We start from the raw sequence: 13,165 nt of genomic DNA, 5'->3' as shown, positions 1-13,165 counted from the left end.
TTAGAGCGGGGCAGGTTCTTGAGCGGGTTTCGACTTGTCGATACCGGGCACATGCAGATTGCCCTCAGCCACTTGATCACCCTCAAGTTGCGGCTGCGTCACCCAGGTCAAAATGTCGTAGTAGCGACGAATGTTCGCCACAAAGTGCACCGGCTCGCCGCCTCGGGCGTAGCCATAACGCGTCTTGCTGTACCACTGTTTCTGCGACAGGCGCGGCAGGATCTTCTTCACATCCAGCCATTTGTCCGGGTTCAGCCCTTCCTTGGCCGTCAGCTTGCGCGCGTCATCCAGGTGGCCACTGCCGACGTTGTAGGCCGCGAGGGCGAACCAGGTGCGATCCGGCTCCTTGATCGAATCGTCGAGCTGATCCTTCATATAAGCCAGGTACTTGGCGCCGCCCATGATGCTCTGCTTCGGATCGAGGCGGTTGGACACGCCCATTGCCTGTGCCGTGTTCTGGGTCAGCATCATCAGCCCGCGCACGCCGGTCTTCGAGGTAACCGTCGGCTGCCACAGCGATTCCTGATAACCAATGGCCGCCAGCAGACGCCAGTCGACTTTCTCTTTCTTCGCGTAATTCTTGAAGTGCTGTTCGTATTTCGGCAGGCGCTGCTGCAAGTGCTGGGCGAAGGTCGTGGCGCCCATATAGCCGAGAACATCGACGTGGCCGTAATAGCGATCCTTCAAGCGTTGCAGGGTGCCGTTCTTCTGCACTTTGTCCAGGTACGCGTTGATTTCGTTGAGCAGGCTGTTGTCTTCGCCCGGGCCGACCGCCCAGCTCTGGCTGCGCGCATCACCGAGGTCGAAGGCCACACGAATGTTGGTGAAGTACACCTGATTCATCGCCACTTCGTTGGAATCGACCAAGGTCAGGTCGATCTGGCCTTCATCGACCATGCGCAGCAGGTCGACCACTTCAACCGCGTCGGACTCTTCATACTCGATGCCGGGGAATTTCTTTTTCAGCTCCGCCAGTTGCTCGGCGTGGGTGCTGCCCTTGAGCACCATGATCTTCTTGCCGACCAGATCGCCAGGATCGGTCGGCCGTGACTGGCCGTTGCGATAGATGATCTGCGGGGTGACTTCAAGGTAGGAGTGCGAAAAGCGCACCTGCTGCTTGCGCTGATCGCTGCTGACCAGACCGGCGGCGGCCAGCACCGGGCCGTTCGGTTTGCCGATCTGATCGAAGAGGTCGTCGAGGTTGTCGGCGGTCTCGATCTTCAGCTCGACACCCAAATCGTCGGCGAAACGCTTCACCAGCTCGTATTCGAAGCCGGTTTCACCGCTGCGATCCTGAAAGTAGGTGGCGGGGCTGTTACGGGTAATCACCCGCAGCACACCATCCTCCTTTACGCGCTCGAGTGTGTTGGGTTTATCAACACAGCCACCAAGCATCAGGAAGAGTCCGGTTGCGATCAGCCATTTGGCGTACCGCGGACGCAAAGCCGTTGGGAAAAACATCTGCGCAGTATACGCAAACGGCTGCGGGCGCCATATCTCGACAGTGCAGGGCGAGTCTGCTAGCGATCACAAAACTGCACGAAACCCCGCAGAAACGGGGCTTGACGGCATTTTGTTACAGTAAAAATAAGCTGCCTCTGAATCGCTGATTTACCTGACTCTGAAGTCGGAAACACAGATTGATACCCGAGTGCAACCGTGCGTAGCGTTTCGGGTGATGTTGAGGGCGGTTTAGGCTAGAATGCACGGCCTCAAAGCACACCCCTTCCCGAGGCTGTCCCGAAGATGTTGATCCTGCGCGGCGCTCCTGCCCTTTCTGCCTTTCGCCACAGCAAACTCCTTGAGCAACTGAGCCAGAAGGTTCCAGCTGTCAGTGGCCTGTATGCTGAATTCGCTCACTTCGCCGAAGTCACCGGCGTCCTGACCGGCGACGAACAGCAGGTGCTTGCGCGCCTTCTGAAGTACGGTCCAAGCGTTCCGGTACAAGAGCCTACCGGCCGTCTGTTTCTGGTGTTGCCGCGTTTCGGCACCATTTCGCCATGGTCGAGCAAGGCCAGCGACATCGCCCGCAACTGCGGCCTGAGCAAGATCCAGCGTCTGGAGCGCGGTATCGCCTTCTACGTCGCCGGTCAGTTCAGCGAAGCTGAAGCGCAGCAGATTGCCGACGTGCTGCATGACCGCATGACCCAGATCGTCCTGGCCAACCTCGAACAGGCCGCCGGTCTGTTCAGTCACGCCGAGCCGAAGCCGCTGACTGCAATCGATATCCTCGGTGGTGGTCGCGCTGCGCTGGAAAAAGCCAATACCGAGCTGGGCCTGGCTCTGGCCGAAGACGAGATCGACTATCTGGTCGACGCCTTCAATGGCTTGAAGCGCAACCCGCACGACATCGAACTGATGATGTTCGCCCAGGCCAACTCCGAGCACTGCCGCCACAAAATCTTCAACGCCAGTTGGGATATTGATGGTGAGAACCAGGAAAAAAGCCTGTTCGGCATGATCAAGAACACCTACGTGATGCACAGTGAAGGCGTTCTGTCGGCTTATAAGGACAACGCCTCGGTGATCGTCGGCAACGTTGCCGGCCGTTTCTTCCCGAATCCTGAAACCCGCCAGTACGGCGCGGTGCAGGAGCCGGTGCACATCCTGATGAAGGTTGAAACCCACAACCACCCGACCGCAATTGCTCCGTTCCCGGGCGCATCGACCGGTTCCGGTGGCGAGATCCGCGACGAAGGTGCAACCGGCCGTGGCGCCAAGCCAAAGGCTGGCCTGACCGGTTTCACCGTGTCCAACCTGCAGATCCCGGGCTTCGAACAGCCGTGGGAAGTGCCGTACGGCAAGCCTGAGCGCATTGTTACCGCGCTGGACATCATGATCGAAGGCCCGCTCGGCGGCGCTGCGTTCAACAACGAATTCGGTCGTCCGGCCCTGACCGGTTACTTCCGTACCTTCGAACAGTCGATCACCACCCCGCACGGTGACGAAGTTCGTGGTTACCACAAGCCGATCATGCTCGCTGGCGGCATGGGCAACATCCGTGAAGAACACGTCAAGAAAGGCGAAATCGTCGTTGGCTCCAAGCTGATCGTCCTCGGCGGCCCGGCGATGCTCATCGGTCTGGGTGGCGGTGCCGCGTCCTCGATGGCCACCGGCACCAGTTCGGCGGATCTCGACTTCGCTTCCGTGCAGCGTGAAAACCCTGAAATGGAGCGTCGCTGCCAAGAAGTCATCGACCGTTGCTGGCAACTGGGTGACAAAAACCCGATCAGCTTCATCCACGACGTGGGCGCGGGCGGTCTGTCCAACGCCTTCCCGGAACTGGTCAACGACGGCGACCGCGGTGGCCGTTTCGAACTGCGCAACATTCCCAACGACGAGCCGGGCATGGCCCCGCACGAAATCTGGTCCAACGAATCCCAGGAACGTTACGTTCTGGCGGTCGGCCCGGAAGACTTCGAGCGCTTCCAGGCGATCTGCGAACGTGAGCGTTGCCCGTTTGCCGTAGTGGGCGAGGCGACTGCCGAGCCGCAACTGACCGTGACCGACAGCCACTTCGGCAACAACCCGGTGGACATGCCGCTGGAAGTGTTGCTGGGCAAAGCCCCGCGCATGCACCGTTCGGTGGTTCGTGAAGCTGAGTTGGGCGATGACTTCGATCCGTCGAACCTCGACATCAGCGAGTCCATCGAACGCGTTCTGCATCACCCGGCCGTGGCGAGCAAAAGCTTCCTGATCACCATCGGCGACCGCACCATCACCGGCCTCGTGGCCCGTGACCAAATGGTTGGCCCATGGCAGGTTCCGGTGGCCGACGTTGCTGTCACCGCCACCAGTTTTGACGTTTACACCGGTGAAGCGATGGCGATGGGCGAGCGGACTCCGCTGGCACTGCTGGACGCTCCGGCGTCGGGCCGCATGGCCATCGGCGAAACCCTGACCAACATCGCTGCTTCGCGTATCAACAAGCTCTCCGACATCAAACTGTCGGCGAACTGGATGTCGGCGGCCGGCCACCCGGGCGAAGACGCGCGTCTGTACGACACCGTGAAAGCGGTCGGTATGGAACTGTGCCCTGAGCTGGGCATCACCATTCCGGTGGGCAAGGACTCGATGTCCATGGCCACCCGCTGGAACGATAACGGCGAAGAAAAAACCGTGACCTCGCCGATGTCGCTGATCGTGACCGGTTTCGCGCCAGTGGCTGACATCCGTCAGACCCTGACCCCGGAACTGCGCATGGACAAGGGCACCACCGACCTGATCCTGATCGACCTCGGTCGCGGTCAGAACCGTATGGGTGCTTCGATCCTTGCTCAGGTTCACGGCAAGCTCGGCAAATATGCGCCGGATGTCGATGACGCCGAAGACCTGAAAGCCTTCTTCGCAGTGATCCAGGGCCTCAACGCCGACGGTCACCTGCTGGCTTACCACGACCGTTCCGACGGTGGTCTGCTGACCTCCGTGGTGGAAATGGCCTTCGCCGGCCACTGCGGTCTGAGCCTGAACCTCGACAGCGTTGCCGAGTCTTCGGCGGAAATCGCCGCGATCCTGTTCAACGAAGAATTGGGCGCCGTGATCCAGGTTCGTCAGGACGCCACGCCAGATATCCTCGCGCAATTCAGCGCGGCCGGTCTGGGCGACTGCGTATCGGTGATCGGTCAGCCGATCAACAATGGCCAGATCAACATCACCTTCAACGGTGACACCGTGTTCGAAGGTCAGCGTCGTCTGCTGCAACGTCAGTGGGCCGAGACCAGCTACCAGATCCAGCGTCTGCGTGACAACGCCGACTGCGCCGAACAAGAGTTCGACGTGCTGCTGGAAGAAGACAACCCGGGCCTGAGCGTCAAGCTCAGCTACGACGTCAACCAGGACATCGCCGCGCCTTACATCAAGAAAGGCATCCGCCCTCAGGTTGCCGTGCTGCGTGAGCAGGGCGTCAACGGTCAGGTGGAAATGGCCGCCGCGTTCGACCGCGCCGGTTTCAACGCGATCGACGTGCACATGAGCGATATTCTGGCCGGCCGTGTCGACCTGAACGAGTTCAAAGGTCTGGTGGCCTGCGGTGGTTTCTCCTACGGCGACGTTCTCGGCGCCGGCGAAGGCTGGGCCAAGTCGGCACTGTTCAACAGCCGCGCCCGCGACGCGTTCCAGGGCTTTTTCGAACGTAACGACAGCTTCACCCTCGGCGTGTGCAACGGTTGCCAGATGATGTCCAACCTGCACGAGCTGATTCCGGGCAGCGAATTCTGGCCGCACTTCGTGCGTAACCGCTCCGAGCAGTTCGAAGCGCGCGTGGCGATGGTTCAGGTTCAGGAGTCGAACTCGATCTTCCTGCAAGGCATGGCCGGTTCGCGTATGCCGATCGCCATCGCTCACGGTGAAGGTCACGCCGAGTTCTCCAGCGAAGAAGCCCTGCTGGAAGCCGATCTGTCCGGTTGCGTGGCGATGCGTTTCGTCGACAACCATGGCAAGGTCACTGAGCGTTATCCGGCCAACCCGAACGGTTCGCCGCGCGGGATTACCGGTCTCACCAGCCGTGATGGCCGTGTGACGATCATGATGCCGCACCCGGAGCGTGTGTTCCGCGCGGTGCAGAACTCGTGGCGTTCGGAAGACTGGAACGAAGACGCACCTTGGATGCGTATGTTCCGTAACGCGCGCGTCTGGGTGAACTAAGGCCTGTGTACAAGCTGGCGTTTTTTGTTCCTGACAGTCATGTCGAGGTGGTCAAAGGGGCTGTGTTCGCTGCCGGTGGCGGGCGGATCGGTGACTATGACCACTGTGCGTGGCAGGTGCTTGGGTCTGGCCAGTTTCGACCGTTGGACGGCAGTCAGCCGTTCATTGGCGAGGCGGGACAGGTTGAGCGGGTTGAGGAATGGAAGGTTGAGCTTGTAGTGGCGGATGAGTTGATCGTGGCTGTTGTGGCGGCGTTGAAGCTCAGTCATCCGTACGAGACGCCGGCTTATGAGGTGTGGCGGCTGGAAAATTTCTGAGTCTTTGGCCGCTGATAAAAAAACCGCTGAAAGTGATTTCAGCGGTTTTTTTTGCCTGCTTTTTTGCTGGTAATGCCAAAGCGCTATATAGGATGATCGAGTCATAACGACAAAAGGATTTCTCGCATGTTTCTTACCCGTCATCGTTTCACCGTATGTATGGCCTCGGTTGTTGCCGGAGGTTTTTTCAATCAAGTCAGAGCGGCAGAGACGATCAGCGATGCCTTCAATCGGGTGGACGTTCCTCATAAGCTGGACCTTAGTCGTTATGCTCGAACTGCGAACGGTACCCATGCCGCTGAAAGTATCCAAACGATAAGCCCTGCACTCGATTTCGACCCGATCTTCGGGCCTCCAGGGTCTGGATTTCCGGTCAATGGGGATAAGTCCAACGTCCTTTACAACGCTGTCATCACGATCTCTCAAGGTGCTGCAGGCATTAGTGCAGCCATCGAAAGTCTCGCTGCTGGCAGCAATGCCAATTTGAGCAGCGCCACACTGGCCGCCAGTTCGTCGGTAATGACCAGCATGCGTACAGCGATGCAGCAAATGGGCAGCGATAGCGGCTTGCGGGTGGGGCTTGATTCATCGCAGACCCCGGTTCTGGCGGCCACTGACGTTGCGAACACTGTTCGCAATCTGAACGATCCAAGCGCACCGGGCCGCGTATGGCTGCAAGGCATTGGCAGCTACGGCAAGCTCGACGGCGAACAGGGCAATTCCAGTTTTGAGCAACGAACGGCTGGAACTGTGCTGGGCGTGGATTGGTCGCTTTCGCCCGAATGGCGCATGGGCGTACTCGGTGGTTATTCGAAGACTGACCTCGACAGCCATAACTTCGAGGGCACGCTGCACAGTTGGCATGTCGGCGCGTACGCCATGCGCCAGGATGGGCCTCTGGCGTTACGCCTGGGGGCGGCTTACAGCGGCCATGACGGAGATAATAAGCGTACGGTTGAATTCGAAGGCTTCAGCGACCGGCCAAAAGGCAACTACGATGCCGACAGCCAACAAGCCTTTGCGGAACTGGGCTATTTGTTGGGCAGTGGCCGGCTCAACGTCGAGCCATTCGCCAATCTGGGGTACCAGCGTTATCACCGCGAAGGGTTCACTGAAAAAGGCGGCTTGGCCGCGTTGGCCGTGGACTCCCAGACCCAGGATAACTTCAGCAGCACGTTCGGCGTGCGACTGGCGCAGCTTAATCAGTTGCAGAACGGTATCAGCGTAACGCCGAGGGGTAGCCTTGGCTGGCGCCACACTTACGGCGACGTAGAAAGTGAAACCCGTCAGGCCTTTGTTTTGGGTGGCTCCGGGTTCAATGTCCAGGGCAGTGCTTTGGATCGCGACAGCCTGATAGTCGGGGCAGGTGTTGACGTCGGGATCTCTGCACGCCAAACCCTGAGTATTGGTTACAACGCCGAGGTGGGTAGCAATAGTCGTAATCAAGCGTTAACTGGGCAGTGGCAGATGAGTTTCTAGAGGCAAAATGTAAACCCGCGGAAAGCAAATTCTGCGGGTTTTTTGTTGGCCACGATTTGAGGGGTTAACTCATTTAACTGTGGAAGTTGGCTTGCCGGCGATGGCGCCCTTATAGGCGACCATGCTCTTGTTGACTGGGTGAATATCCATTTTTTTGGGTGCTGCGGCTGGCGGTTTCGCCCTTACGGCGACTCACTTTTTTACAAACGCCTAAAAAGTAAGCAAAAAACGCTTGCCCCAACGTTCGGCCCGCTCGCTGAGGCTCGGGGTTCCTTCGCTCCGGGATTGATCCGGGCGCATCGCCTCCGGTTTGCTTCGCTGCACCTCCTCTCGATGTGTTCGACTTCGTCGAACGGTCGCTGAGCTCCCACCCCCCGGATCAATCCCTCCACTCAGCCTGCCGACGGGGCCGGTGGATCAAGATCAAGAGCTGCAGCCGAGCTAACGCTCATCCTGTTGAGTGGTGAGGAGCACGGGGTGTTCGGTTTTTGATTTGTGTTGGAGCTGCCCCTCATCGGAACGCCGCCCGCCCAGCCCTCTCCCGAGGGAGAGGGGGCCGATTTTTGGGCTTTTCAGGATATGAGTTCGACTCGGTATTTCACGTCGGCGTACATCCACCAAACACCTCGGTCAGTCCCTTCTCCCTCTGGGAGAGGGCTAGGGTGAGGGTTGTTTTTGTCTGTTTAATGATGTGTCGAATAACCAGAATCTTCCCACAAGGTTTTCAGGTTGTCCGTCGGACGCCTGCTCTCTAGGCTTTGTCTGTCGCTGCCAATTCAGCGACCGGGCGTGAGATCCCCGGAATGCTTGCAACTAGCGCCAACACCACGATAATTGGCGCCAGCTCAATCTGCTGCCTGTTTTATGGCGGCTGTGTGCGGGCAGACTTCGGTCTGGCCGGTTGCCTGCTCCGGTGGATCTCACCCTGCACATAGCTGCCACCTCTTCGCCGCGTGAGATCCGGCGAACGATGGCATCCTCACTTGCTGTAGCAGGAGTTGAATTTTGGACAAGCTAATTCCCGACCCACCCCCCGAAACCAAAACCCCACTCGAAGAAGCCCTCCGCGCCGAAGACCAGGCCCGAAACCGCGAAGCCATCAAACGCGCCCTCGACTTCTATCTGTGCCCCGCCCCCGCAAAGCCCTGCCGACCGAGCACCATGTTCATGGTCCGCCCAGAGGTCGACACCGAAAGCCTGCTCGCCCACGCCTGCGAATCGTTAGCCTCGGCAAGCACCGCCGCCAGCAACTTCGCCAATGAGCTAAGCGGTTCGCAGCGCAGCACGGTATTAGGTATCCAGCAAATCGTCATGCTCGCCGAACTGGCGGTAAATCGAGCGCTGGATCGAGTCGACCCACAAACCTGACGTCCGCGTCATCGTTCATCGCCAGCAGGCTGGCTCCCACAGTGAAATGCATTCTCTTGTGGGAGCTAGCCTGCTAGCGATGAGGCCGATCCAGACACCAGACCTCTAAACCTTGGCACTGACCTCACTGCGATTGACCAGCGCTTCAAGTGCTCCACTCAAACTCGCAGCTTTTTCACCCACCAACAAGTGCCAGACCCCACCCTCCAACTGGCTGACACCCTGACAACCCAGCTCCTTCAACTGCGCCTCGGACAGCGCATTGCCATCCGCCAACAGCAAGCGAATCCGGCTCATGGCAATGCAATCCAGTTGCAGCACGTTGTCGCCACCACCCAGCGCATTCAGCCATTGCTGAGCTTCGGTGCCTGCGACCACAACCGCTTTCGGCTCTTCGACAACCTCTACAGGTTCAGCAAGAACCGCACGCCCCAAGGCCGGCATCGCCAGGCGAATCTCATCAGCAATGCTGTCGGCCAGCGGACCGACCACCACCTGCAAACTGCCACCCTTGCCCGGACGCACAACGGCCATCGCACCCAATGCTTTCAGGTCTGCATCGGATGCCTTGTTGCGATCCACCATTTCCAGTCGCAACCGCGTAGTGCAGGCACCGACAGTCACAAGGTTGTCTGCACCCCCGAGTGCCTTGATGTAAGCCCCGGCGCGTTCGTTTTCCGCGAAAACCGCTTTTTCAGCCGTCGCCACATCCTCACGCCCCGGCGTCTTCAGATTGAAACGACGAATGCAGAAATCAAACACCGCGTAATACACCACGGCATACGCCAGCCCGACCGGAATCACCAACCAGCCATTCGTCGAGCGGCCCCAGCCCAGCACCATGTCGATGAAGCCGCCGGAGAAGGTGAAGCCGAGGTGAATGTTCAGCGCATTGGTAATCGCCATCGACAACCCGGTCAGCAGCGCATGCAGCAGATACAACAGCGGCGCCAGAAACATGAAGGCAAATTCAATCGGCTCAGTCACCCCGGTCAAAAACGAAGTCAGCGCCATCGACAGGAAAATTCCGCCCATCACCTTGCGTCGTTCCGGCAGTGCATTGCGGTACATCGCCAGACACGCCGCCGGCAGGCCGAAGATCATCATCGGGAACATGCCGGTCATGAACTGCCCGCCCTTCGGATCACCGGCAAAGTAGCGCGACAGGTCACCCGTCACCAGAGCCCCGGTAGTTGGATCGGTGAAGTTGCCGAACACGAACCACGCCATGTTGTTGAGGATGTGGTGCAGGCCGGTGACGATCAGCAGGCGGTTGAACACGCCAAACACGAACGCGCCGATACTGCCGCTTTCCATCATCAGCGCACCAAACGCGTTGATGCCGTGCTGGATCGGCGGCCAGATATAGCCGAACACGACACCGAGGCCGACCGCCGCGAACCCGGTGACAATCGGCACAAACCGCCGGCCACCGAAGAACGCCAGGTATTCCGGCAGCTTGATGTCCTTGAAGCGGTTGTACAGCGCGCCCGCCATCAGGCCGCTGACAATCCCGGCGAGCATGCCCATGTTGATGCTCGCATCGAGCACCTTCAGCGTGGAGATCATCACCAGATAACCGATCACTCCGGCAAGACCGGCGGTGCCGTTATTGTCCTTGGCGAAACCGACGGCGATGCCGATGGCGAAGATCATCGCCAGGTTGGCGAAGATCACTTGGCCGGCATCGTGGATGATCGCGATGTTCAGCAGGTCGGTATCACCCAGACGCAGCAGCAGGCCGGCAATCGGCAGGATCGCGATCGGCAGCATCAGCGCGCGGCCGAGGCGTTGCAGGCCTTCGATGAAGAGTTGGTACATGGCGTTTGTCCTTTTTGTTTTTGTTAGCGCAGAGGCCAATGTTGATGACAGGCGTGACGCACGGCGGCGGCGCTGCTCAGCTTGAGCAGGTCGCGACTCAGGCGCTGACATTCGGCTTCGTGCAGTTGACGCACGCGGTCCTTGATTTCACCGATCTGCACCGGGCTGACCGACAGTTCGCTCACGCCGAGGCCGATCAAAACGGGTGTGGCCAGCGGGTCGGAGGCGAGGGCGCCGCAGACGCCGACCCAACGCTTGTGCACTGCCGCGCCTTCGCAGGTCATGGCGATCAGGCGCAGCAGCGCCGGGTGCAGGGCGTCGACCCTAGCGGCCAAGCCGGCGTGGTCGCGGTCCATGGCCAAGGTGTATTGGGAGAGATCGTTGGTGCCGATGGAAAGGAAGTCCGCATGTTCGGCCAGTTGTTCGGCCTGCAATGCGGCGGCAGGGACTTCGATCATCACGCCGATTTCCGGGCGTTGGGTGATCTTCAGCTCCAGGCACAACGCATCTACGCGTTGGCGGATGTGCAGCAACTCATCCACTTCGGTGACCATCGGCAACAGGATCCGGCAGCGGCGCAGCGGGCTGACTTGCAGCAGCGCGCGCAGTTGCTGGTCGAGGATTTCCGGGCGCGCCTGAGCCAGACGAATGCCGCGCAGACCGAGTACCGGATTGGCTTCGACCGGCAGCGGCAGGTAGTCGAGTTGCTTGTCGCCGCCGACGTCGATGGTGCGGATGATCACCGGGTGCTCGCCCATCGCGTCCAGTACGCCTTGATAGGCCGCACGCTGTTCTTCGACATCCGGCGCGGTCTGACGATCGACGAACAAAAACTCAGTGCGCAACAGACCAACGCCATCAGCGCCGTTGGCGAAGGCATCTACCGCTTCACCGCTGGAGGCAACGTTGGCGACGACTTCGATGGTCACGCCGTTGCGGGTTTCTGCAGGCAGGTGAGCCTTGGCTTGCTGTGCGTCGCGGCGCTGCTGACGGTCGAGTTGCGCCTGCTGAACTTCAGCCAGGCGTTCGGCATCTGGCGTCAGTTCGAGGCGTCCTCCGTCGGCATCGAGCACCACCGCTTGGCCTTGTCGCTGATCAAGCAAGGCAGAACCCAACGCCACCATGCACGGCAGACCTTTGCCGCGAGCGAGAATTGCCACATGCGACGTCGCGCCACCCTCGGCCATGCATAACCCGGCAACGCCTTGCGCACTGAGTTGCAGCAGATCCGAAGGCGTCAGTTCATGCGCCGCGACGATGGCACCGGCCGGTACGTCGTAATGCCACGCTTCACCAAGCAATGCCCGCAACACCCGTTGCTTGAGGTCACGCAGATCGTTGGCGCGCTCGGCCAGCAGCGCGCTGCCGGTGTGCTGCAGCATTTCGCACTGCACGTCGATTGACTGGCTCCAGGCGTGAGTGGCTGCAGTGCCTTGTTCGATGGACTGTTGCGAAGCATCAAGCAGCGCCGGATCTTCCAGCAGAGCCAGATGCGCGGCGAAGATCGCTTCTTCGTCGGCATTCCTGTGTTTTTTCGCTTGCGCGAGGGTGGCGTCGATTTCGTTGCGGACCTGAGTCAGCGCCGTGTCGAGCACCTGCTGTTGCCGTAGCGGATCATGATTGCCCGCATCCGCTGGCAAACTGATCGCGTTCAAACGAAACAGCGGCCCGCCAACCAGTCCTGGCGCAGCGCAGACACCGTGCAACACGCCAGCCTCGGCCGGGCGCTTAAGAGTGGCAGCATTGACCGGCGCCGCAGCGTGATGATCACCCGGCAGCGCGGTGGCCAACGCCGTAAGCAACGCTTGCAACGCCGCTTCAGCGTCCGGCCCCTGGCAACTGACCTGCACCTCATCCTGCTCGCCAACGGCCAGGCCCATCAAACCGATCAGGCTGTTGCACGGCGCCGATTTGCCGGCGAAGTGCAGTTGCGACTGGCTCTTGAACCCTTGCGCAGTCTGCCGAATCAACGCAGCCGGGCGGGCATGCAAACCACCGCGATGGGCCACCAGAACATGGCCAAGAACCTCAGGCCCGTCGATGACTGCTGCGCTCGCCGCCAGACCGTTGCGCGCAATAATGTGCAGCAACGGCTCGCCGACTTTCACTGCTTTGAGCGTAATCGGCCGCACCTGAAAATCCTGGCTGTTGGTCAGGATCAACAGGCTGACCAGGCTTTTGCATTGCTGGCCGACCTTGTCCAGGTCATAGCGCAACAACGGCTGGCCCTTGCTGACGCGGGTGCCATCCTTGACCAGCATCGAGAAGCCTTCGCCGTTCAACTCAACGGTGTCGAGGCCCAGATGCAGAAGGATCTCCGCGCCGTTGTCGGCACGCACGGTGAGCGCGTGGCCGGTGCGGGCAACGTGAATGATCATTCCGGCGCACGGCGAATACAGCGTGTCGTTGATCGGGTCGATAGCAATGCCGTCGCCCATGGCGCCGCTGGCGAACACCGCGTCCGGGACTTTGGCGAGCGTGAGCACCGGGCCGCTGAGCGGGGCGCTGAGGGTCAGCTCTTTATTGTTGTTGTGCAT

The 13,165-nt window shown here is 60.0% G+C and carries 6 protein-coding genes and 1 pseudogene; 4 read left to right on the top strand and 3 right to left on the bottom strand.

Translation table 11 applies throughout. From position 1 onward, the window contains the following. A complete protein-coding gene (gene mltF, locus AC1DVF_RS24945) occupies positions 1 to 1,461 on the bottom strand; it encodes a membrane-bound lytic murein transglycosylase MltF (protein ID WP_016986102.1) in 1,461 nt (486 codons plus the stop codon). Positions 1,462 to 1,746: 285 nt separating this feature from the next. On the opposite strand from mltF, the gene purL reads away from it, so the two are divergent. From purL to AC1DVF_RS24925, 4 genes and pseudogenes are all read left to right on the top strand, one after another. Then, positions 1,747 to 5,643, top strand: a complete 3,897-nt coding sequence (gene purL / locus AC1DVF_RS24940; protein ID WP_477783304.1) for a phosphoribosylformylglycinamidine synthase — start codon at positions 1,747 to 1,749, stop codon at positions 5,641 to 5,643. Positions 5,644 to 5,648: 5 nt separating this feature from the next. Beyond that, the gene (locus AC1DVF_RS24935; protein ID WP_477783303.1) at positions 5,649 to 5,960 is read left to right on the top strand and encodes an NGG1p interacting factor NIF3; all 312 of its coding nucleotides are present in this window, start codon (positions 5,649 to 5,651) and stop codon (positions 5,958 to 5,960) included. Positions 5,961 to 6,350: 390 nt separating this feature from the next. Then, positions 6,351 to 7,439, top strand: a pseudogene (locus AC1DVF_RS24930) (autotransporter outer membrane beta-barrel domain-containing protein); the annotation flags it as partial. A 1,005-nt stretch (positions 7,440 to 8,444) separates the two neighbouring features. Beyond that, positions 8,445 to 8,807 (top strand): DUF6124 family protein, encoded by a 363-nt coding sequence (locus AC1DVF_RS24925; RefSeq protein ID WP_460130917.1) that lies wholly within the window; start codon positions 8,445 to 8,447, stop codon positions 8,805 to 8,807. A 105-nt stretch (positions 8,808 to 8,912) separates the two neighbouring features. Here AC1DVF_RS24925 and nagE read toward each other — a convergent pair whose 3' ends face one another. Together nagE and ptsP are read right to left on the bottom strand one after the other, a co-directional pair. Continuing rightward, positions 8,913 to 10,628 (bottom strand): N-acetylglucosamine-specific PTS transporter subunit IIBC, encoded by a 1,716-nt coding sequence (gene nagE, locus AC1DVF_RS24920; RefSeq protein ID WP_460130920.1) that lies wholly within the window; start codon positions 10,626 to 10,628, stop codon positions 8,913 to 8,915. 23 nt (positions 10,629 to 10,651) lie between these two features. Continuing rightward, positions 10,652 to 13,165 carry a phosphoenolpyruvate--protein phosphotransferase gene (gene ptsP, locus AC1DVF_RS24915; RefSeq protein ID WP_460089952.1) on the bottom strand — a complete coding sequence of 838 codons (2,514 nt, stop codon included), beginning with the start codon at positions 13,163 to 13,165 and terminating at the stop codon, positions 10,652 to 10,654.

The sequence above is a fragment of the Pseudomonas sp. P4_D7 genome, from assembly GCF_056401755.1.
Note: the sequence above shows the minus strand (reverse complement) of the source record. Positions and strands in the feature narration are given on the sequence as shown.

Coding starts and splice junctions, on each gene's coding strand:
- mltF (WP_016986102.1), bottom strand. CDS start 1,461: ATGTTTTTCCCAACGGCTTTGCGTCCGCGGTACGCCAAATGGCTGATC.
- nagE (WP_460130920.1), bottom strand. CDS start 10,628: ATGTACCAACTCTTCATCGAAGGCCTGCAACGCCTCGGCCGCGCGCTG.
- purL (WP_477783304.1), top strand. CDS start 1,747: ATGTTGATCCTGCGCGGCGCTCCTGCCCTTTCTGCCTTTCGCCACAGC.
- ptsP (WP_460089952.1), bottom strand. CDS start 13,165: ATGCACAACAACAATAAAGAGCTGACCCTCAGCGCCCCGCTCAGCGGC.